Source organism: Pseudomonas sp. GZD-222, assembly GCF_049310525.1.
GTDB lineage: Bacteria > Pseudomonadota > Gammaproteobacteria > Pseudomonadales > Pseudomonadaceae > Aquipseudomonas.
Map to the genome: position 1 here is coordinate 18,516 of NZ_JBMOWO010000130.1, position 19,072 is coordinate 37,587.

The following is a 19,072-nucleotide window of genomic DNA, read 5'->3' on the forward strand; positions in this document are numbered from 1 at the left end:
CGGAAGACATAAGGTAGCTCGGTTCTGAAATCGCTTAAGACGCATTTGGCATAAACCGGAACCACTTATAGTCAGTCGTTATATCGAAATGCCATCATTGTGCTCTCACCCCAGATAAACCGCGGCCTGGCGCGCAAACGTTCAACCGCACCTGTTTGAATTCCGCGATCGCGTTGCGTGGTCGAGGTCGCTGTCTATACTCCGGTTTGAAAGTGATTCGCTGATGAGGCCCGACTGCAGTTCGCAGGGGCTCGGTCGTCGAAGTTCGCAGTCTTGGCCGCCGTACCCTTAGCCGTAGGTCCACGCCTCCGGGATAACAAGAACGATAAGGGGAACCCGCAATGATGCGACATCCACACGTCTGGATGGGCCTCCTGTTGTGGTCGGTATTCGGTCAGGCCAACGCCGCCTGGACCGTGAACATGGCGCCAGGGGCGACTGAAGTCAGCAACGCAGTGTTCGACCTGCACATGACCATTTTCTGGATCTGCGTGATCATTGGCCTGGTGGTCTTTGGTGCGATGTTCTGGTCGATGATCATCCACCGTCGTTCCACCGGCCAGCAGCCTGCGCATTTTCACGAGCACACCTGGGTCGAGATCATGTGGACGGTGGTGCCGTTCCTGATCCTGGTGGCCATGGCCATTCCGGCGACCAAGACCCTGATCGACATCTACGACGCCAGTGAATCGGATGTGGATATCCAGGTCACCGGCTATCAGTGGAAGTGGCATTACAAATACCTGGGCCAGGACGTCGAATTCTTCAGCAACCTGGCCACCCCCGCCGACCAGATCCACAACAAAGCCCCCAAAGACGAGCATTACCTGCTCGAAGTCGACCAGCCATTGGTGTTGCCGGTGGGGGCCAAGGTGCGCTTTCTGGTGACGGCCGCCGACGTCATTCACTCCTGGTGGGTACCGGCCTTTGCGGTCAAGCGTGACGCCATTCCCGGTTTCGTCAACGAGGCCTGGACCCGGGTCGAGAAGCCGGGCATCTACCGCGGCCAGTGCACTGAGCTGTGTGGCAAGGACCACGGCTTCATGCCGGTAGTGGTCGAGGTCAAATCCAAGGCCGACTACGAAACCTGGCTCGGGGAGCGCAAGGCTGAAGCGGCCAAGCTCAAGGAGCTGACCAGCAAGGAATGGACGCTGGAGGAATTGGTCGAGCGCGGTGACAAGGTCTACCACACCACCTGCGTCGCCTGTCACCAGGCTGAAGGCCAGGGCCTGCCGCCGATGTTCCCGGCACTCAAAGGTTCGAAGATTGCCACCGGTCCCAAGGAAGATCACCTGGGTATCGTCTTCCACGGCAAGCCGGGCACGGCCATGGCCGCCTTCGGCAAGCAGCTGTCGGAAGTGGACATTGCCGCCGTGGTGACCTACGAGCGCAACGCCTGGGGCAACAACAAGGGCGACATGGTCACACCGAAAGACGTGCTGGCGATCAAACAGGCAGAAAGCAAATGAGCCGGCCTGACAGGTATTCCCGCACCAGCCACCGGACTGCAGGAGACAGGACATGAGCGCAGTGATCGACGACCACAGCCACGGTCATGAGCACGCCCACGGACCGGCCAAGGGCCTGATGCGCTGGGTGCTGACCACCAACCACAAAGACATCGGCACCATGTACCTGTGGTTCAGTTTCATCGCCTTCCTGCTGGGCGGTTCCTTCGCCATGGTGATTCGCGCCGAGCTGTTCCAGCCCGGGCTGCAGATCGTCCAGCCGGAATTTTTCAACCAGATGACCACCATGCACGGCCTGGTGATGGTCTTCGGTGCGGTGATGCCGGCCTTTGTCGGCCTGGCCAACTGGATGATCCCGCTGATGATCGGCGCGCCGGACATGGCCCTGCCGCGGATGAACAACTTCAGCTTCTGGTTGTTGCCGGCGGCGTTCCTGTTGCTGGTATCGACCCTGTTCATGCCCGGTGGTGGGCCGAACTTCGGCTGGACCTTCTATGCGCCACTATCGACCACCTACGCCCCGGAAAGCGTGACCTTCTTTATCTTCGCCATTCACCTCATGGGTATCAGCTCGATCATGGGGGCGATCAACGTCATCGCCACCATCCTCAACCTGCGCGCCCCGGGCATGACCCTGATGAAGATGCCGCTGTTCGTCTGGACCTGGCTGATCACCGCGTTCCTGTTGATTGCGGTGATGCCGGTGCTGGCCGGTGTAGTGACCATGATGTTGATGGACATCCACTTCGGCACCAGCTTCTTCAGTGCCGCCGGTGGCGGTGATCCGGTGTTGTTCCAGCATGTGTTCTGGTTCTTCGGTCATCCCGAGGTGTACATCATGATCCTGCCGGCATTCGGCGCGGTCAGTTCGATCATTCCGGCGTTCTCGCGCAAGCCGCTGTTCGGCTACACCTCGATGGTCTACGCCACCGGTGCGATTGCCTTCCTGTCCTTTATTGTCTGGGCTCACCACATGTTCGTGGTCGGCATTCCGGTGGTTGGCGAACTGTTCTTCATGTACGCCACCATGCTGATTGCGGTGCCGACCGGGGTGAAGGTGTTCAACTGGGTCAGCACCATGTGGGAAGGCTCGCTGACCTTCGAGACGCCAATGCTGTTCGCCATCGCCTTCGTCATCCTGTTCACCATCGGTGGCTTCTCCGGGTTGATGCTGGCCATCGCCCCGGCGGACTTCCAGTACCACGATACCTATTTCGTGGTCGCTCACTTCCATTACGTGCTGGTGCCGGGGGCGATCTTCGGGATCTTCGCCTCGGCCTATTACTGGCTGCCGAAGTGGACCGGGCACATGTATGACGAAACCCTGGGCAAGCTGCATTTCTGGTTATCGTTCGTCGGCATGAACATGGCCTTTTTCCCGATGCACTTTGTCGGCCTGGCCGGCATGCCGCGGCGGATTCCGGACTACAACCTGCAGTTCGCCGACTTCAACATGGTCTCCTCGATCGGTGCCTTTACCTTTGGTGCCACGCAGATCTTCTTCCTGTTCATCGTCATCAAGTGCATTCGCGGCGGCGTTCCGGCGCCGGCCAAACCCTGGGATGGTGCCGAAGGCCTGGAGTGGTCGGTGCCGTCACCGGCCCCCTATCACACCTTCCAAACCCCACCGGAAGTGAAATGAACGGCGAAGGCCGGAGGATGAGCCATGAGTGAAGGGATCTCGCTCAAACGCCTGGTGCTACGGCTGACATTGCTGACCGTGGTGATGTTCGCTTTCGGCTTTGCCCTGGTGCCGATCTACGACGTGATGTGCAAGGCATTCGGTATCAACGGCAAGACCGGTGGCCAGTATGAAGGCAGCCAGGTCAGCGACCTGAACCGCAGCGTCAAGGTGCAGTTCATGTCGACCAATGCCAGCGACATGGTCTGGGAGTTCTATTCCACTGCCGATCAGATCGACGTCAATCCGGGGGCGGTCAACCAGATGGTGTTCATCGCCCGCAACCCGACCGACAAGCCGATGAGCGCCCAGGCGATCCCGAGCATCACCCCGGCGGAAGCGGCGGCCTATTTTCACAAGACCGAATGCTTTTGCTTTACCCAGCAGGTACTGCAACCGGGGGAACGTATCGAGATGCCGGTGCGCTTTATCGTCGACCGCGACCTGCCCAAGGATGTGAAACACCTGACGCTTGCTTACACGCTGTTCGATATCACCGCCCGCCACCCGCCGGTTGCACACCTGGCAAGCCAGGACTCTCAGGGCGCCCGATAAGGAGAACATTCCATGGCTTCGCATGAGCACTATTACGTACCGGCGCAAAGCAAGTGGCCGATCATTGCCACGATCGGCATGTTCATCACCGTGTTCGGCCTGGGTACCTGGTTCAACGATCTCAAGGCCGGGCGCCCAGAATCCCATGGGCCATGGATCTTCTTCCTGGGGGTGCTGTTCCTGGTCTACATGTTTTTCGGCTGGTTTGGTGCGGTGGTCAAGGAAAGCCGGGCCGGGCTTTACAGCCCGCAACTGGACCGTTCGTTCCGTTGGGGCATGTCCTGGTTCATCTTCTCCGAGGTGATGTTTTTCATCGCCTTTTTCGGGGCCCTATTTTATGTGCGCAACCTGGCCGGACCCTGGTTAGGGGGCGAAGGCGCCAAGGGTGTCACGCACATGCTCTGGCCGAACTTCGAGTTCGCCTGGCCACTGCTCAACACGCCCGATCCGAAACTGTTTCCGCCACCCAAGGACATCATCGACCCCTGGCACCTGCCGCTGATCAACACCATCCTGCTGGTCAGCTCCAGCGTTACGGTAACCATCGCCCACCATGCCCTGCGCAAGGATCACCGCGGCGCTCTGAAATTCTGGCTGGGCCTGACCATCCTGCTGGGGATCAGCTTCCTGATTTTGCAGGCCTACGAGTATCACGAGGCCTATAGCGAGCTGGGTCTGACCCTGGGTTCAGGCATCTATGGCGCGACCTTCTTCATGCTCACGGGGTTTCATGGTGCCCACGTGACCATGGGCACAATCATCCTGTTGGTGATGCTGGTGCGGATCATGCGCGGGCACTTCAACCCTGAAAAACACTTCGGCTTCGAGGCGGCCAGCTGGTACTGGCACTTCGTCGATGTGGTCTGGGTCGGGTTGTTTATCTTTGTTTACGTGCTGTAGCCGCTTTCAGAACGGCGCATGGGACACCAACTGGCCGCTGTAGAAGCCCCAGGTGATCAGCGCCAGCGTCAGCGCAGCCAGGGTGACCCGAACGGTCAGGGCTTTGAGTAGACGCGTGGAGTGTCCGTCGTCCTTGACCAGAAAGAACAGGCCACTGAACAGACTGGCGATGGTCGCCAGCAGCATCAGGACAATCGCGGCTTTAAGCATGGCGAAACTCCGGGGGGGATGCATCGATGACCTTAAGTATAGCGACTGACCATGGGGTGACCGGGTGAAGCCATTTCGCCCCGGCTGGGTGCCGACCCTGGTGGTGCTGATGCTGTTGCCCGGGCTGATTGCCCTGGGCTGCTGGCAGTTGTCGCGCGCCGAGGAGAAACGCGAACTGCTCGCCAGCTATGCAGAGCGCCAGGCCGGTGAGGCCGTGGCCGCCACCCAGCTGCCGCAGCTACAGGACCCGGCGTATCGGCGGGTGCATCTGTTCGGTCATTTCGACGCAGAACACAGCCTGCTGCTGGACAACCGCATGCGCGATGGCCAGGTCGGCGTCGAATTGCTGCAACCCTTTCTCGACCAGGCGAGTGGGCTCTGGTTGCTGGTCAACCGCGGCTGGTTGCCCTGGCCGGACCGGCGTAACCCGGTGCAGTTCGCCACCCCCGAGCGGGCCTTGAGCGTGGACGCCTGGGTCTATGTCGCACCCGGCGCGCCCTTTCAACTGCATGCCGACCCGCAAGGCGGCAACTGGCCACGGCTGCTGACCGCCATTGATGCCGGTCATCTCTGGCCGCAGCTGGCCCGTGAAGGCTTCGCCCATGAGTTGCGCATGGAACCGGGCCTGGCCAGCTACCGGCTGGACTGGCCGGTGGTCGCCATGGGGCCGGAAAAACACCTGGGCTACGCCGTGCAGTGGTTTGCCCTGGCGCTGGCGCTGGTCCTGCTTTACCTCTACTTCGGCTGGCATAACAACAAGGAGAAACAGCATGGGAGCCGTCACCAGTCCACTCAACATGTCTGAAGGCAAGGCGCCGCCAGGGCGCGCCCGCGGGCGCCTGCAACTGATTCTGATCCTGCTGGTGGTGCTCGGCCCGATGCTGCTGGCCACCGCCATGTACAAGCTGCAGTTCTGGGTGCCCGACAGCCGCAGCTATCACGGCGAGATGATCGGCACCGGGCAGAGCCGTGCCGACCTTGGGGTGAGCGCTGATGAGCAGCGCTGGCAGCTGCTGGTCAGCACGCCCAAGGACTGCGGGCTGGATTGCCAGCAACTGGTGTACCTCGCGCGGCAGATCCAGATCGGTCTGGGTCGCGATGCCAGCCGGGCCAGCCACGCGTTGGCTGCCGCGCAACCGCTGGGGGCCGACTACCAGGCCCGGCTCGATCGTGAATATCCACAGCTGCAACGCTACCCGCTGGACCTGAGCAAGTACGCTGATGTGAGCCAGGGCAAGCAGGACGCACAGCTGTGGATCGTCGACCCTCACGGCAACCTGGTGTTGCGTTACGACGCCAGGGTCAAGGGCAAGGACTTGCTCAATGACCTGCGCCATCTGCTGAAGCTGTCCAACATCGGCTAGGACATGACCATGGCCAGACCCGGATTTCGCCTTGCTGTGTTTGCCACCCTGCTGGCCCTGGTTGTTGTTCTGCTCGGTGCCTACACCCGTCTTACCCATGCTGGCCTGGGTTGCCCGGACTGGCCAGGGTGCTACGGCTTCATCAGTGTGCCCAAGACCGACGCGCAACTGGCGCATGCCGAGCTGCACTTTCCCGATACGCCGGTAGAGGAACACAAGGGCCGCAACGAGATGGTGCACCGCTACTTCGCCGGCACCTTGGCCTTAGTGATCAGCTTGCTGGCCTTCCAGGCCTGGCGTCGACATGGCCGCGAAGGGCAGCCGTATCGCCTGCCCTTGCTGCTGCTCGGGGTAGTGTTCGCCCAGGCAGCCTTTGGCATGTGGACGGTGACCCTCAAGCTGTGGCCGCAGGTGGTCACGGCACATCTATTAGGCGGATTTGCCACCTTGAGCCTGTTGTTCCTGTTGAGCCTGCGTTTGTCGCGGGCGTTCGCCCCGCTGCCCAAGCTGCCGTTGAGTGTGCGGCGGGTGGCGGCCCTGGCGTTGTTGGTGGTGATGGGCCAGATTACCCTGGGCGGGTGGGTCAGCGCCAACTACGCGGCCGTGGCCTGTGTCGATTTGCCCACCTGTCATGGTCAGTGGTGGCCGCAGGCTGATTTTGCCAACGGCTTTCACCTCACCCAGCATATCGGTCCCAACTACCTGGGCGGGCAACTGGACAGTGATGCGCGCACTGCGATTCATCTCAGCCACCGCATGGGGGCATTGCTGGTGACCTGTGTGCTGTTGATGCTGAGTTGGAAACTGCACCGCCACGGCCTGCGCATGCTGGCGCGGCTGGTGTTGCTGGCGCTGGCTGTGCAGATCGGCCTGGGGATCAGCAATGTGCTGTTCCACCTGCCGTTGCCGGTGGCCGTAGCCCATAACGCCGGGGGCGCCCTGCTGTTGCTGTGCATGGTGCTGGTCAATTACCGCATTCGCCTGGTGGCCAAGGCGAAGGTACGCCGGGTCAGCCAGGGATGGCGCCTGACACCGCTGAGCAGTGGTGGTGTCGTTCATTATCTGGGAGATAACTCATGGCGACGCTTTTAAGCGAGCGCAGGCTTCAGGCAGGTTGGCGTGACTACCTTGAGCTGACCAAGCCCAAGGTTGTGGTGTTGATGCTCATCACGTCCCTGGTCGGCATGTTTCTCGCTACCCGCGCCGGTGTGCCCTGGACCATCCTGCTGTTCGGCAACCTGGGCATTGCCTGCTGCGCGGGAGGCGCTGCGGTGGTCAATCATGTGGTTGACCGGCGTATCGATGCCTTGATGGCCCGCACCCACAAACGTCCCATCGCCGAAGGCCGGGTAGCACCTGCTGCGGCCTTGATCTTTGCCCTGGCTCTGGCGGTGCTGGGCATGGCCTTGCTGCTGGTGTTCAGCAACGCCCTCACCGCCTGGCTGACCCTGGCTTCGCTGCTGGGTTATGCGGTGATCTACACCGGCTTCCTCAAGCGCGCCACGCCGCAGAACATCGTTATTGGCGGACTGGCCGGGGCGGCACCGCCGCTGTTGGGCTGGGTGGCGGTCAGTGGCCACATCAGCGCCGAGCCGCTGCTGCTGGTGCTGATCATCTTCACCTGGACCCCGCCGCATTTCTGGGCCCTGGCCATTCACCGCAAGGAAGAGTACGCCAAGGCGGATATTCCGATGTTGCCGGTAACCCATGGCGAGCATTACACCAAGGTGCACATCCTGCTCTACACCCTGGTGTTACTGGCGGTCAGCCTGTTGCCCTTTGTCATTCACATGAGCGGGCCGCTCTACCTGGTGTGCGCCCTGGTGCTGGGCGCGCGCTTCCTGCAATGGGCCTGGGTGTTGTACCGTGGCAGTCGGCCGCACGCGGCGATCAAGACCTTCAAGTACTCTGTCTGGTACCTGTTTCTGTTATTCATCGCGCTGCTTGTTGATCACTACTTACTGTTGAACCTATGACTCGAACCCAGAAAACCGTCTTCATCCTCGTTGCCCTGGTCGCCGTGATCCTCGGGCTTACTGTCAACAAGGTGCTCAATGGCCGCAGCGAGGGCAACCCGACCGAGCTGATCGATGCCGGCATCATCCTGCTGCCGCAGAGCCGCACGGTGCCCGCGCTGGAAATGATCGACGAGAACGGTCAGCCGGTAGTGATGGACGAGCTCAAGGGCAAGTGGTCGCTGCTGTTCTTCGGCTATACCTTCTGCCCGGACATCTGTCCGACCACCCTGGCGCAATTGCGGCAGGTGAAAAGCGAGCTGCCTAAAGAAGCCGTGGAGCGGCTGCAGGTGGTGCTGGTCAGCGTCGACCCGAACCGGGACACACCGACACAGCTCAAACAGTACCTGGGGTATTTCGACAAGGATTTCCGCGGCGTGACCGGCTCACTGGACAACCTGCAGAAGCTGGCCAACGCGGTGAGCATTCCGTTCATTCCGGCCGATACCAGCAAGCCGAACTACACGGTGGATCACAGTGGCAACCTGGCGCTGCTGGGGCCGGATGGCAAGCAGCGTGGCTTTATTCGTGCGCCGTTCAACAACCAGAAGCTGGTGGCGCAGCTGCCTGGGTTGGTTAAGCGGGACTGAAATGCATCGCGGGGCAAGCCCGCTCCCACAGAGTTCACCTGACCTGTGGGAGCGGCGGTGCGACGACTCGACTTGCCCCGCGATAAGATGTTGAATCAGAACGCTGGCTTGACCGCGCCCTTGTACTTCTCTTCGATGAACTTCTTCACTTCCGGGGTGTGCAGAGCTGCAACCAGCTTCTTCACGGCCTCGGCATCCTTGTTGTCTTCACGGGTAACCAGGATGTTCACGTAAGGCGAGTCAGCGCCTTCGATGACCAGTGCATCAGATTCCGGGTTCAGCTTGGCTTCCAGCGCGTAGTTGGTGTTGATCAGCGCCAGATCGACCTGGGTCAGCACGCGCGGGATGGTCGCGGCTTCCAGTTCACGGAACTTGAGGTTCTTGGGGTTCTCGGCGATGTCTTTGACGGTCGAGAGGATGTTGGTGTTGTCCTTGAGCTTGATCACGCCCGCCTTGTCCAGCAGCAGCAAGGCACGCCCGCCGTTGGTGGCGTCGTTGGGGATGACCACGGTAGCGGTCGAAGGCAGCTCATCGAGCTTTTTGTACTTGCTCGAGTAGGCGCCCAGCGGCTCCAGGTGCACACCGGCAACGCTGACCAGCTTGGTGCCCTTGGCCTTGTTGAACTCATCCAGGTACGGCTGGTGCTGGAAGAAGTTGGCGTCCAGGCGCTTCTCGGCAACCTGTACGTTCGGCTGGATGTAGTCGGTGAACACTTTCACCTTCAGGTCCACGCCTTCTTTGGCCAGGGCCGGTTTGACGAACTCGAGGATCTCGGCGTGCGGCACCGGGGTAGCAGCAACGGTCAGGGTCTCGGCCTGAGCGGAGAAGGCCGCGACGGCGGCGACAACAGCAAGCAGCTTTTTCATCAAATCACTCCTTGTGAGGGCCGGTCCGGCCCCCGGTGCGTCGGCAGCGCCGACCCATGGGGTTACTTACGGGAAAAATGCACAACCAGTTTGTCGCCCACGCTCTGCAGTACTTGAACCAGTATCAGCAGCAGGACCACGGTGACCACCATCACGTCGGTCTGGAAACGTTGGTAACCAAAGCGGATCGCCAGATCGCCGAGACCACCGGCGCCGACCACACCGGCCATGGCGGTGTAGGACACCAGGGTAATGGCGGTGACGGTGATTGCCGCGAAGATGCCCGGACGGGCCTCAGGCAGCAAGGCATTGGTGATGATCTGGCGGGTGGTGGCGCCCATCGACTGGGTCGCTTCGATAATGCCGCGATCAACTTCACGCAGGGCGGTTTCCACCAGCCGTGCAAAGAACGGCGTAGCGCCCACTACCAGCGGCGGGATAGCCCCGGCGACGCCCAGCGAGGTGCCGGTGATCAGCACGGTGAATGGAATCATCACGATCAACAGGATGATGAACGGCAGCGAACGCAGCACGTTGACCACCAGCGACAGCAGCGCATACACGCCCTTCTGCTCGAACAACTGGCGCGGACCACAGAGGAACAGCAGCACGCCCAGCGGCAGGCCGAGCAGCACGGTGAAGAACAGCGAGCCGAACAGCATGATCATGGTGTCGATGGTGGCCAGCCAGATTTCGGCCCAGTCGACGTTGGCGAAGAAACTCAAGGCGTCCATTAACGCAATACCTCCATATGAACATCAGCCGCCGTGAAGCGGGCGAACGCCGCTTCCATGTCGCCGCCGGTGACGGCCAGGGTCAGCTGCCCATACGGGGTGTCTTTGATACGGTCAATGCGGCCGGCGAGGATGCTGTAGTCGACACCTGTTTCACGGGCGACGGTGCCCAGCAGCGGCGCGTAGGTGGAATCGCCCTGGAAGGTCAGGCGCACGATGCGCCCCGGTACATGGGCGAAGTCGTCGCGCTGTTCGTTCTCGTCGATCTGCTCGTCTTCCTGGACGAAGCGCTTGGTGGTCGGGTGCTGCGGATGCAGGAATACATCGGCCACCGGACCGTGTTCGACGATCTTCCCGGCATCCATGACCGCAACCCGGTCACAGACCCGGCGGATCACGTCCATCTCATGGGTGATCAGCACGATGGTCAGTTTCAGCTCACGGTTGATCTCAGCCAGCAATTGCAGAACCGAAGCCGTGGTCTGCGGATCGAGCGCACTGGTGGCTTCGTCGCAGAGCAGGATTTTCGGCTTGGTCGCCAAGGCGCGGGCAATGCCGACGCGTTGCTTCTGGCCACCGGATAACTGCGCCGGATACTTTTTCGCGTGCTCGGACAAGCCGACGCGGGCCAGCAGTTCGCTTACCCGGGCATCGATTTCCTTGCGCGACAGCTCGCCGGCCAGGGTCAGCGGCAGCGCGACGTTGTCGGCCACGGTCTTGGACGCCAGCAGGTTGAAGTGCTGGAAAATCATCCCGACTTGCTGGCGGAAACGGCGCAGGTCATTGGCGTCGAACGCGGTGACATCTTCACCGTCAACGATGATCTTGCCGCCGCTTGGGGCTTCCAGACGGTTTATCAGGCGCAGCAGGGTACTTTTACCGGCACCGGAGTGGCCGATCAGACCGAACACCTGACCGTCTTCGACACTCAGGTTGGTCGGGTGCAGCGCGGGGATGTCCCTACCGGCGACGCGGTAGGTTTTATGCACATTTTGAAACTCGATCACGTAGCGAACCTTGTGGGGCGCATGGAATTTGGGTCAGCGGTTAGCCGGGGCGCGCATTTTAGCCTGTTCGTATAGAGGTTCTTAGCATTTATTTCGCAATTGACCAATGCTACGGGAATATCGCGATCAGTGGTCAATCCGAATGAACGCTCGCCGGCCCCGGCCAGTCACTACTGAAAGGACCCGCCGTGGGGTCGAACCGAGACTGATCGAGGAGAGTGTTCCAATGCCCAGCAAGAAGAATCCGCCCAAGGAAAGTCAACTGGCCGGCACCCAGACCCCGGACCGGGCCAACACCAACGCCAAGCTGCAAAGCCTGGAAGCCTTTCGCAGTGATGCCACTGGCCAGGCATTGCGTACCAACCAGGGCGTCAAGGTCGCCGACAACCAGAACAGCCTGCGCGCCGGAGAGCGGGGCCCGTCGCTGCTGGAAGACTTCATCATGCGTGAGAAAATCACGCACTTTGACCATGAGCGTATCCCCGAGCGCATCGTGCATGCGCGTGGCAGTGGCGCCCATGGTTACTTCCAGACCTACAAATCTCATGCAGCGCTGACCAAGGCCGGGTTTCTGCAGGACCCCGAGAAGCTCACGCCGGTGTTCGTACGTTTTTCCACGGTGCAGGGGCCGCGCGGGTCGGGAGACACGGTGCGCGATGTGCGCGGCTTTGCCGTCAAATTCTTCACCGAGGAAGGCAATTTCGACCTGGTGGGCAACAACATGCCGGTGTTTTTCATCCAGGACGCGATCAAGTTCCCCGACTTCGTCCACGCGGTCAAACCCGAACCGCACAACGAAATGCCCACCGGCGGCTCGGCTCACGACACCTTCTGGGACTTTGTCTCGCTGGTGCCGGAGTCGGCGCACATGGTGATCTGGGCGATGTCGGACCGAGCCATTCCGAAAAGCCTGCGCACCATGCAGGGCTTTGGTGTGCACACCTTCAGATTGATAAACGCTGAAGGAAAATCGAGCTTCGTCAAATTCCACTGGAAACCCAAGGCCGGCGTCTGTTCGCTGCTCTGGGATGAAGCCCAGAAGCTGGCCGGCAAAGATGCCGATTACCACCGTCGCGACCTCTGGGAAGCAATCGAGACCGGCAATTATCCAGAGTGGGAGTTCGGGGTGCAGATCGTCGCTGAAGAGGATGAGCATAAATTCGACTTCGACCTGCTCGACCCGACCAAGATCATCCCCGAAGAGCTGGTGCCGGTAACGCCGCTGGGCAAGATGGTGCTCAACCGTAATCCGGACAATTTCTTCGCCGAGACCGAACAGGTCGCTTTCTGCCCCGGGCATATCGTTCCGGGTATCGATTTTTCCAATGATCCGTTGCTGCAGGGTCGGCTGTTTTCCTACACCGATACCCAGATCAGCCGCCTCGGCGGTCCGAACTTTCACGAGATTCCGATCAACCGGCCGCTGGCGCCCAATCACAACGGCCAGCGTGATGCCCAGCACCGGGTTACTTTGGACAAGGGCCGGGCCTCTTACGAGCCCAATTCGATAGATGGCGGCTGGCCGAAGGAAACGCCGCCTGCCGCCAGCGATGGTGGCTTCGAGTCTTATCCGGAGCGAATCGAGGCGCACAAGGTGCGTCAGCGCAGCCCGTCCTTTGCCGATCATTTTTCCCAGGCGCGACTGTTCTTCCAGAGCATGAGCCCGACCGAGCAGGAACACATCATCAGTGCCTACAGCTTTGAGCTGGGCAAGGTCGAACGTGCTTACATTCGCGAGCGCGAAGTGAATGAGATTCTTGCCAACATCGATCTCAAGCTGGCGGCGCGAGTGGCGGCCAATCTTGGGCTGCCTGCGCCGAAAAAAGGCACGGTCGACGTGCCGGCGTCAGGTCTCAAGCAATCACCGGCCTTGAGTCAGATGAACCTGTTGGGCGAAGGCATCAAGGGGCGCAAAGTGGCGCTGCTGGTGGCCGATGGTGTTGATGGCGACAGTGTCGATGCGCTGGTCAAGACACTGGAAGCAGAGAGCGCCCAGATCAAACTGCTGGGGCCTACGTCGGCACCGGTGAAAACTGCCCAGGGCAAGCCGTTGGCAGTGGATGCGGCGATGGACGGCCTGCCTTCGGTGGTGTTCGATGCTGTTTGGGTGCCGGCCGGCAAGGCGTCGCTACAGGCATTGGCGATCAGCGGCGTGGCCCTGCACTTTCTGCTCGAAGCCTACAAGCATCTCAAGCCCATGGGGTTTGCCGGCGAGGCGCAGCCGTTGCTCGACAAATTGGGCCTGAAGGCCGATAGCGGCTTGCTAGTAGGCAACGACCCGAAAGCCTTCAAAGCCTTCATCAAGGCAATCGGCAAGCATCGGGTGTGGGAACGGGAGGCTGCGGCCCAGGCGATTCCCGCCTAGGTTAAGGTGCGGGTGCCCGGCCGGGCACCCGTTCACTCAAGGACGGCGTGGCACCAGCACCGCTTGGGCTGGCTGGTTGCGATGGATTTCGTGCGACTGCTGCAGGGCGTATTCGCTATCGAGCTTTTCTACCCGCTTGCTAAGCAGGGTCTTGAGCCAAGGCGCGTCATCTGTACGCGGTACCTGGAATACCACCTCGCACTGGTAATTCACCACGTCCGCCGCGATGTCATCCAGCTGCCGACGCATTTCGCGAATATTGGTGGTTTTCAACGCCACCACGGTGCTCGGAGCGGTTGGGTCGATCAGTTTGGCCTTGGGACGTGCCTCCGCTGCTTTGAGTGCGGCTTCGGCTTTTTCCAGTTCAGCCTTGCGGGCCTGGGCGATGGCGCCATTGACGCCACCGGTCAATGCCGGGGCCTTGGGCATCAGGGCACGGGCACGGCTCAAGGCGGTGGCCGCGGCGTTGACGTCACCCTTTTGCAGAACAATCTGGCTGCGTTGCAGATAGGCCTCGGCCAACTGGCGTTGGTACTGCTCGACCCGGCTGTCATCAGGTGCCTGGGCCTGCAGCGCGGCCAGCTGATCTTCGGCGGTGGCCAGCTCACTGCTGGCAATGCTTTGCTCCAGCTGCTGCCAGGCATCGGCCTGGGCAGGTGTGCCAGTGTTGTCGCTCGGGGTGCTGGAGCACGCCGCCAGAATCAGCGAAAACGCGGCAAGGAGCAGATAACGGAAGGCGAACGGCTTCATTCCTGCGACTCTCTATTTGCGCAAAAAGCGAGCAAGTCTACACCCAGTCCGCAGACTCGAAAATAAATCTTCAGGGCCCTGCGAGATTTTAATGTCGCAGGGTGCAACCGCTCCGGCTGCACCCTGAAGGTCAGCGCCGGGGCAAGGCCAGGCTCAGCAAGAATAGCACTGCCGCGCAGACCACGATCGAAGGGCCGGCCGGGGTGTCCTTGAACCAGGACAGGGCCAGGCCCCCACACACGGCCGTAACCCCCAGCAGGCTGGCGCCCAGCGCCATCTGCTCGGGTGAGCGGGCGTGGCGTTGCGCCGCAGCGGCAGGGATGATCAGCAGCGAGGTAATCAGCAGCACGCCGACGATTTTCATCGCCACGGCGATCACCACCGCGATCAACAGCATCAGCGCCAGACGCAGTGCGGTCACCGGCAGGCCTTCGACCATTGCCAGTTCTTCGTGCACGGTTACCGCCAGCAGCGGACGCCAGAGCACAACCAGCAACAGCAGTACCGCAGCGCTACCGCCGAGAATCCAGGCCAGATCGCCAGGGCTGATGGCCAACAGGTCACCGAACAGATAGGCCATCAGGTCGATGCGGACATCGTGCATGAAGCTCAGCACTACCAGGCCTAGCGATAGGGTACTTGGGGCGAGAATACCCAGCAGGGTGTCGGACGCCAGCGGTTGGCGTTGCTGCAGGGTGACCAGCAGGATCGCCAGCAACAGGCAGCCTACCGTTACCGCCAACGCCGGGCTGACATCGAGCACGAAGCCCAGGGCCACGCCCAGCAGCGCGGCATGCGAAAGGGTGTCGCCGAAATAGGCCATGCGCCGCCAGACCACGAAAGACCCCAAGGGACCGGCGACCAAAGCCAGGGCCAGACCTGCGAGCAGGGCGTAAAGCAGAAAATCAGCCATGCTTGCAGTGTTCTCCGTGTACGTGCCCGCCTTGGGCCGGGGCAACCACCGACCCGTGCAGGTCGTGGGCGTGATCGTGATGGTGGTGGTAGATCGCCAGGCTTGGCGCGTTGCTGCCGAACAGTTCGACAAAGGCCGGATCGCCGCTGACCTGTTCCGGGTGACCGGAGCAGCAGACATGGCGGTTCAGGCATACCACCTGGTCGGTGGTGCTCATCACCAGGTGCAGGTCGTGGGAGACCATCAGCACGCCACAGCCATGGCGGTCGCGCAAACGGGTGATCAGGCTGTAAAGCTCGGCCTGGCCGGCCACATCGACGCCCTGAACCGGCTCGTCGAGCACCAGCAGCTCAGGCTCGCGCAGCAGCGCCCGGGCCAGCAGCACGCGCTGCATTTCACCGCCGGAAATACCCTGGATCGGGCTGTCGATCACCTGCTCGGCGCCGACTTCCTTCAACGCGCTGAGGGCGGCGGCACGGTCGACACCGGGCACCAGGCGCAAAAAACGCAGCACCGAAAGCGGCAAGGTGGCATCGACCTGCAGCTTTTGCGGCATGTAGCCAACGCGCAGGCGCGGCTTGCGCCAGACTTTGCCGGTGTGCGGTTTGAGCAGGCCGAGCACGGCGCGCACCAGGGTGGTTTTACCCGCCCCGTTGGGGCCGATCAAGGTGACGATCTGCCCGGGTTCAACGGCCAGGTCGATGCTGTCGAGCACGGCTTGCCCGGAGAAAGCCACGCCGACCTGTTCGAGGCGAATCAGCGCATTGCTCATCAGGCGCTCCGGCAGTTGCCGCACAAACCGACCACTTCGACGGTTTGTGCTTCGACGCTGAAACCGACCTCCTTGGCGCTGGCGACAATGGCGTTGCTGATGCTGGTCTGTTCCAGCTCGATCGCTACATGGCATTCCCGGCAGATCAGGAACTGTCCCTGGTGGGCATGCTCGGGATGACTGCAGCCGATGAACGCGTTGAGCGAAGCGATGCGGTGCACCAGGCTGTTCTCCAGGAGGAAATCCAGAGCGCGGTACACGGTCGGTGGCGCCGCCCGACGACCGTCCTGCTCGCTTAGCACGGCAAGAATGTCGTAGGCACCCAGCGGTTTGTGGCTCTGCCAGACCAGTTCCAGCACACGGCGGCGCAGGGCGGTCAGGCGCAGGCCTTTGCGTGCGCACAGCGTATCGGCCTCGGCCAGTGCGCTATGGACGCAATGGGAGTGGTCGTGGGGAAGATTGGCCAGCGGGGTTTTAGGCATGAGCGGCGACGGTTCTGATTAGAGACGTTATTATGTTACCTGTTCCTGCCCCTTTGAGTGGTCATCGTGTCCCGATTTTTTGCCCTTTTTGTCGCTTTTATCACCACCTTGGTGGTGGCCCAGGCACAGGCTGAGGTCCGTGTTCTGACCAGCATCAAGCCCTTGCAACAGATCGCCGCGGCGGTTCAGGACGGCGTCGGCAGCCCCGAAGTGCTACTGCCGCCGGGGGCTTCGCCGCACCACTACGCCTTGCGTCCGTCCGACGTACGGCGGGTGAGCGATGTGGAGCTGTTGTACTGGATCGGTCCGGACATGGAAGGCTTTCTGCCTCGGGTGCTGAAAAGCCGCAGCAAGCCGAGCGTAGCGATACAGGATCTGCCGGGCCTGCATTTGCGCCATTTTGGCGAAGATAGCCACTCACATGATGAAGACGGCGATGAGCACGACCATGATCACCGCCCGGGCAGTCTCGATGCCCACCTATGGTTGTCGTCGGTCAATGCACGGGTGATTGCGGCGAAGATGGCGGCTGACCTCAGCGCTGCCGATCCGGCCAATGCTGCGCGTTACCAGAGCAACCTGAAAGCCTTTGGCGAACGTCTGGATGCTCTGGATGCGCGTTTGAAAAAGCGTCTCACCGGTATCAGCGGCAAGCCGTTCTTCGTCTTCCATGAAGCATTTGACTACTTCGAGTCGGCTTATGGCTTGAAACATGCCGGCGTGTTCAGTGTGGCTGCTGAAGTGCAACCGGGTGCCCAGCACGTGGCGGCGATGCGCAAGCGTCTGCAGGAAGCAGGCAAGACCTGCGTGTTCAGTGAGCCGCCTTTGCGTCCGCGCCTGGCCGAGACGTTGACCGCAGGTTTGCCAGTGACCCTTGCAGAGCTGGATGCCTTGGGCGGGACTGCGCAGGCCAGTGCTCATGGCTATGAGCAGCTGCTGGATAAGCTGGGGAATGATCTGGCGGGGTGCCTGGAAAAACTCTAGCGCCTTTGTAGGAGCGAATTTATCCGCGATGGACTGCAAAGCAGTCCCACCTATTTGGGGCCGCGTTGGGCCCCATCGCGGATGAATCCGCTCCTACAAAGCAAACGGAAGGGCGATTTCCACCTGCTGACGCGCCGCCAGGCGCACTTCAAAATCTGCCGGGTCGTGAATCAGCACGTCCATCCCGGCAAACGACTCGGCGGCGATCAGGCGCGACAGCCAGAAACGCACGCAGGCAATGCGCAGCATCACCGGCCACAGCTGCGCCTCTGCCGAGGTGAATGGTCGCAGCGCCGCATACGCGCCCAGCAATGCCCGCGCCCGCGGCCCATTGATCTGCCCGGCGTCGTCACAGCACCAATCATTGAGGGTGATCGCCAGGTCGTAGAGCATCGGCCCCGAGCAGGCGTTGTAGAAGTCGATCAGGCCGGTCAGGTGAGTGCCTTCGAATAGCACGTTGTCGCGGAACAGGTCGGCGTGCAGGTTGGCGCGGGGCAACGCCATGATCTGTACGTGGTGCTCAGCGATCTCGTCCAGGCAGCCTTGCAGCAACTGTCGTTGCTCAGGGTTCAGCCGCGGCATCAGCTCGGCACCGGTCTCCAGCATCCAGTCCAGGCCACGGTCGGTCTTGCGCTCGAGCACCTTGTCGCGGGTAGCCAGATGCAGGTGACCGAGCAGCTCGCCGATCTGCACGCAGTGCTGGTTGTTGACGTCCTTGATGTGCTTGCCGGGCAGGCGTGGTTGCAGCAGTGCCGGTTTGCCGGCCAGCTCACGCAGGGCCACGCCATCGTTGCCGCGCAGGGCATAGGGCACCGGCAGATCGGCGTCGTGCAGTACATCGAGCAATTCAATGAAGAACGGCAGGTCCTGGATCGGCCCGCGCTCGACCAGTGTCAGCACGTACTCTCCCTGTTCCAGACTGACAAAGAAGTTGCTGTTCTCGGTGCCAGCGGCAATGCCCTGGAAGTCCCGTAGGCGGCCCAGGCCGTACGGCGCCAGAAAGGTTTCCAGCTCAGGCCGGGTCAGGGGGGTGAAGACTGACATGATCAAAAATTGCCCATACGGGCACTTCTGCAGGGAAGTGCCAGGTTGATGTAAAGGGTACGCCTTACCACTCGAAGATTTTCCACGACGGGATCAGCATGTCCGGCTGGTCGGAGCGAATGAAGTTGCCCTCCGTACCGTCGGCGCGTACCAGAAAGTAAGGTTTACCGCCTTTCGGGGTGACCTTGATTGCATACAGGAAGCCATTTTGACGGTATTCCTGGATGGTTTTGTCGCCTTCCGTGCGAATGGTTACTTCCGGATCGGCCGATGGCGCGTCTTCAGCGGCCAGGGTGACGACCGGAGTGACTGCCAACAAGCTGAGCAGCAACAGGCGATTTAGTGTACGCATGATAACCTTGTCCCTTTGT

General features: G+C 61.3%; 21 protein-coding genes. 11 read left to right on the forward strand and 10 right to left on the reverse strand.

All coding sequences use genetic code 11. From position 1 onward, the window contains the following. Nucleotides 1-341 precede the first annotated feature (341 nt). From coxB to ACO6VD_RS24690, 4 genes are read left to right on the forward strand one after another with little or no spacing between them, the layout of a single operon-like run. Entirely contained in the window at nt 342-1,469 is a 1,128-nt protein-coding gene (gene coxB, locus ACO6VD_RS24675; RefSeq protein ID WP_400174008.1) for a cytochrome c oxidase subunit II, read from the forward strand. Between the two features lie 52 nt (nt 1,470-1,521). Further along, complete coding sequence (ctaD, locus tag ACO6VD_RS24680; RefSeq protein WP_422422560.1) at nt 1,522-3,111, forward strand: cytochrome c oxidase subunit I; 1,590 nt, start codon at nt 1,522-1,524, stop codon at nt 3,109-3,111. 24 nt (nt 3,112-3,135) lie between these two features. Beyond that, nucleotides 3,136-3,705 (forward strand): cytochrome c oxidase assembly protein, encoded by a 570-nt coding sequence (locus ACO6VD_RS24685; RefSeq protein WP_400174006.1) that lies wholly within the window; start codon nt 3,136-3,138, stop codon nt 3,703-3,705. Nucleotides 3,706-3,717: 12 nt separating this feature from the next. Next, nucleotides 3,718-4,605, forward strand: a complete 888-nt coding sequence (locus ACO6VD_RS24690) for a cytochrome c oxidase subunit 3 (RefSeq protein WP_422422561.1) — start codon at nt 3,718-3,720, stop codon at nt 4,603-4,605. Between the two features lie 6 nt (nt 4,606-4,611). On the opposite strand, the gene ACO6VD_RS24695 is transcribed toward ACO6VD_RS24690, so the two are convergent. Continuing rightward, nucleotides 4,612-4,815, reverse strand: coding sequence for a twin transmembrane helix small protein (locus ACO6VD_RS24695; RefSeq protein ID WP_028942629.1), 204 nt, complete (start codon nt 4,813-4,815; stop codon nt 4,612-4,614). A 64-nt stretch (nt 4,816-4,879) separates the two neighbouring features. On the opposite strand from ACO6VD_RS24695, the gene ACO6VD_RS24700 reads away from it, so the two are divergent. From ACO6VD_RS24700 to ACO6VD_RS24720, 5 genes are read left to right on the forward strand one after another with little or no spacing between them, the layout of a single operon-like run. Next, the gene (locus tag ACO6VD_RS24700) at nt 4,880-5,620 is read left to right on the forward strand and encodes an SURF1 family protein (protein WP_422422562.1); all 741 of its coding nucleotides are present in this window, start codon (nt 4,880-4,882) and stop codon (nt 5,618-5,620) included. Further along, a complete protein-coding gene (locus ACO6VD_RS24705) occupies nt 5,586-6,179 on the forward strand; it encodes a hypothetical protein (RefSeq protein ID WP_422422563.1) in 594 nt (197 codons plus the stop codon). The genes ACO6VD_RS24700 and ACO6VD_RS24705 overlap by 35 nt, the downstream gene beginning before the upstream one ends. A gap of 9 nt (nt 6,180-6,188) precedes the next feature. Next, the gene (locus ACO6VD_RS24710; RefSeq protein WP_422422564.1) at nt 6,189-7,271 is read left to right on the forward strand and encodes a COX15/CtaA family protein; all 1,083 of its coding nucleotides are present in this window, start codon (nt 6,189-6,191) and stop codon (nt 7,269-7,271) included. Continuing rightward, nucleotides 7,256-8,155: a heme o synthase gene (cyoE, locus tag ACO6VD_RS24715; protein WP_422422565.1), complete on the forward strand. Its 900-nt coding sequence runs from the start codon at nt 7,256-7,258 to the stop codon at nt 8,153-8,155. Before ACO6VD_RS24710 ends, cyoE begins: the two co-directional genes overlap by 16 nt. Continuing rightward, the gene (locus ACO6VD_RS24720) at nt 8,152-8,784 is read left to right on the forward strand and encodes an SCO family protein (RefSeq protein WP_422422566.1); all 633 of its coding nucleotides are present in this window, start codon (nt 8,152-8,154) and stop codon (nt 8,782-8,784) included. The genes cyoE and ACO6VD_RS24720 overlap by 4 nt, the downstream gene beginning before the upstream one ends. 95 nt (nt 8,785-8,879) lie before the next feature. On the opposite strand, the gene ACO6VD_RS24725 is transcribed toward ACO6VD_RS24720, so the two are convergent. The 3 genes from ACO6VD_RS24725 to ACO6VD_RS24735 all read right to left on the reverse strand — a co-directional run bounded on the left by ACO6VD_RS24725 (nt 8,880) and on the right by ACO6VD_RS24735 (nt 11,391). After that, nucleotides 8,880-9,650 (reverse strand): MetQ/NlpA family ABC transporter substrate-binding protein, encoded by a 771-nt coding sequence (locus ACO6VD_RS24725; RefSeq protein ID WP_422422567.1) that lies wholly within the window; start codon nt 9,648-9,650, stop codon nt 8,880-8,882. A gap of 62 nt (nt 9,651-9,712) precedes the next feature. Then, nucleotides 9,713-10,384 carry a methionine ABC transporter permease gene (locus ACO6VD_RS24730; protein WP_038605236.1) on the reverse strand — a complete coding sequence of 224 codons (672 nt, stop codon included), beginning with the start codon at nt 10,382-10,384 and terminating at the stop codon, nt 9,713-9,715. Continuing rightward, nucleotides 10,384-11,391: a methionine ABC transporter ATP-binding protein gene (locus ACO6VD_RS24735; protein WP_422422568.1), complete on the reverse strand. Its 1,008-nt coding sequence runs from the start codon at nt 11,389-11,391 to the stop codon at nt 10,384-10,386. Before ACO6VD_RS24735 ends, ACO6VD_RS24730 begins: the two co-directional genes overlap by 1 nt. A 226-nt stretch (nt 11,392-11,617) precedes the next feature. Here ACO6VD_RS24735 and katE point away from each other — a divergent pair, with 226 nt between their 5' ends. Continuing rightward, the gene (gene katE, locus ACO6VD_RS24740; RefSeq protein ID WP_422422569.1) at nt 11,618-13,756 is read left to right on the forward strand and encodes a catalase HPII; all 2,139 of its coding nucleotides are present in this window, start codon (nt 11,618-11,620) and stop codon (nt 13,754-13,756) included. A 36-nt stretch (nt 13,757-13,792) separates the two neighbouring features. On the opposite strand, the gene ACO6VD_RS24745 is transcribed toward katE, so the two are convergent. The 4 genes from ACO6VD_RS24745 to zur all read right to left on the reverse strand — a co-directional run bounded on the left by ACO6VD_RS24745 (nt 13,793) and on the right by zur (nt 16,673). Continuing rightward, nucleotides 13,793-14,506, reverse strand: a complete 714-nt coding sequence (locus ACO6VD_RS24745) for a PA5502 family lipoprotein (protein WP_422422570.1) — start codon at nt 14,504-14,506, stop codon at nt 13,793-13,795. Nucleotides 14,507-14,636: 130 nt separating this feature from the next. Then, nucleotides 14,637-15,419: a zinc ABC transporter permease subunit ZnuB gene (gene znuB, locus ACO6VD_RS24750; RefSeq protein ID WP_422422571.1), complete on the reverse strand. Its 783-nt coding sequence runs from the start codon at nt 15,417-15,419 to the stop codon at nt 14,637-14,639. After that, nucleotides 15,412-16,191 carry a zinc ABC transporter ATP-binding protein ZnuC gene (znuC, locus tag ACO6VD_RS24755; RefSeq protein ID WP_422422572.1) on the reverse strand — a complete coding sequence of 260 codons (780 nt, stop codon included), beginning with the start codon at nt 16,189-16,191 and terminating at the stop codon, nt 15,412-15,414. The genes znuB and znuC overlap by 8 nt, the downstream gene beginning before the upstream one ends. Then, the gene (gene zur / locus ACO6VD_RS24760; protein WP_422422573.1) at nt 16,191-16,673 is read right to left on the reverse strand and encodes a zinc uptake transcriptional repressor Zur; all 483 of its coding nucleotides are present in this window, start codon (nt 16,671-16,673) and stop codon (nt 16,191-16,193) included. Before zur ends, znuC begins: the two co-directional genes overlap by 1 nt. A 57-nt stretch (nt 16,674-16,730) precedes the next feature. On the opposite strand from zur, the gene ACO6VD_RS24765 reads away from it, so the two are divergent. Then, entirely contained in the window at nt 16,731-17,657 is a 927-nt protein-coding gene (locus tag ACO6VD_RS24765) for a zinc ABC transporter substrate-binding protein (protein WP_422422574.1), read from the forward strand. A 93-nt stretch (nt 17,658-17,750) separates the two neighbouring features. On the opposite strand, the gene ACO6VD_RS24770 is transcribed toward ACO6VD_RS24765, so the two are convergent. Together ACO6VD_RS24770 and ACO6VD_RS24775 are read right to left on the reverse strand one after the other, a co-directional pair. Next, the gene (locus ACO6VD_RS24770) at nt 17,751-18,701 is read right to left on the reverse strand and encodes a homoserine kinase (RefSeq protein ID WP_422422575.1); all 951 of its coding nucleotides are present in this window, start codon (nt 18,699-18,701) and stop codon (nt 17,751-17,753) included. Nucleotides 18,702-18,765: 64 nt separating this feature from the next. Continuing rightward, entirely contained in the window at nt 18,766-19,053 is a 288-nt protein-coding gene (locus tag ACO6VD_RS24775) for a DUF2782 domain-containing protein (RefSeq protein ID WP_422422576.1), read from the reverse strand. Between the last annotated feature and the right edge of the window lie 19 nt (nt 19,054-19,072).

Excerpts from the sequence above, each read along its gene's own strand:
- ctaD (WP_422422560.1), top strand. The coding sequence starts at position 1,522 with ATGAGCGCAGTGATCGACGACCACAGCCACGGTCATGAGCACGCCCAC.
- ACO6VD_RS24720 (WP_422422566.1), top strand. The coding sequence starts at position 8,152 with ATGACTCGAACCCAGAAAACCGTCTTCATCCTCGTTGCCCTGGTCGCC.
- ACO6VD_RS24705 (WP_422422563.1), top strand. The coding sequence starts at position 5,586 with ATGGGAGCCGTCACCAGTCCACTCAACATGTCTGAAGGCAAGGCGCCG.
- ACO6VD_RS24695 (WP_028942629.1), bottom strand. The coding sequence starts at position 4,815 with ATGCTTAAAGCCGCGATTGTCCTGATGCTGCTGGCGACCATCGCCAGT.
- ACO6VD_RS24770 (WP_422422575.1), bottom strand. The coding sequence starts at position 18,701 with ATGTCAGTCTTCACCCCCCTGACCCGGCCTGAGCTGGAAACCTTTCTG.
- zur (WP_422422573.1), bottom strand. The coding sequence starts at position 16,673 with ATGCCTAAAACCCCGCTGGCCAATCTTCCCCACGACCACTCCCATTGC.
- coxB (WP_400174008.1), top strand. The coding sequence starts at position 342 with ATGATGCGACATCCACACGTCTGGATGGGCCTCCTGTTGTGGTCGGTA.
- ACO6VD_RS24690 (WP_422422561.1), top strand. The coding sequence starts at position 3,718 with ATGGCTTCGCATGAGCACTATTACGTACCGGCGCAAAGCAAGTGGCCG.
- znuB (WP_422422571.1), bottom strand. The coding sequence starts at position 15,419 with ATGGCTGATTTTCTGCTTTACGCCCTGCTCGCAGGTCTGGCCCTGGCT.
- ACO6VD_RS24685 (WP_400174006.1), top strand. The coding sequence starts at position 3,136 with ATGAGTGAAGGGATCTCGCTCAAACGCCTGGTGCTACGGCTGACATTG.
- ACO6VD_RS24725 (WP_422422567.1), bottom strand. The coding sequence starts at position 9,650 with ATGAAAAAGCTGCTTGCTGTTGTCGCCGCCGTCGCGGCCTTCTCCGCT.
- ACO6VD_RS24730 (WP_038605236.1), bottom strand. The coding sequence starts at position 10,384 with ATGGACGCCTTGAGTTTCTTCGCCAACGTCGACTGGGCCGAAATCTGG.
- znuC (WP_422422572.1), bottom strand. The coding sequence starts at position 16,191 with ATGAGCAATGCGCTGATTCGCCTCGAACAGGTCGGCGTGGCTTTCTCC.
- ACO6VD_RS24775 (WP_422422576.1), bottom strand. The coding sequence starts at position 19,053 with ATGCGTACACTAAATCGCCTGTTGCTGCTCAGCTTGTTGGCAGTCACT.
- ACO6VD_RS24745 (WP_422422570.1), bottom strand. The coding sequence starts at position 14,506 with ATGAAGCCGTTCGCCTTCCGTTATCTGCTCCTTGCCGCGTTTTCGCTG.
- cyoE (WP_422422565.1), top strand. The coding sequence starts at position 7,256 with ATGGCGACGCTTTTAAGCGAGCGCAGGCTTCAGGCAGGTTGGCGTGAC.
- ACO6VD_RS24710 (WP_422422564.1), top strand. The coding sequence starts at position 6,189 with ATGGCCAGACCCGGATTTCGCCTTGCTGTGTTTGCCACCCTGCTGGCC.
- katE (WP_422422569.1), top strand. The coding sequence starts at position 11,618 with ATGCCCAGCAAGAAGAATCCGCCCAAGGAAAGTCAACTGGCCGGCACC.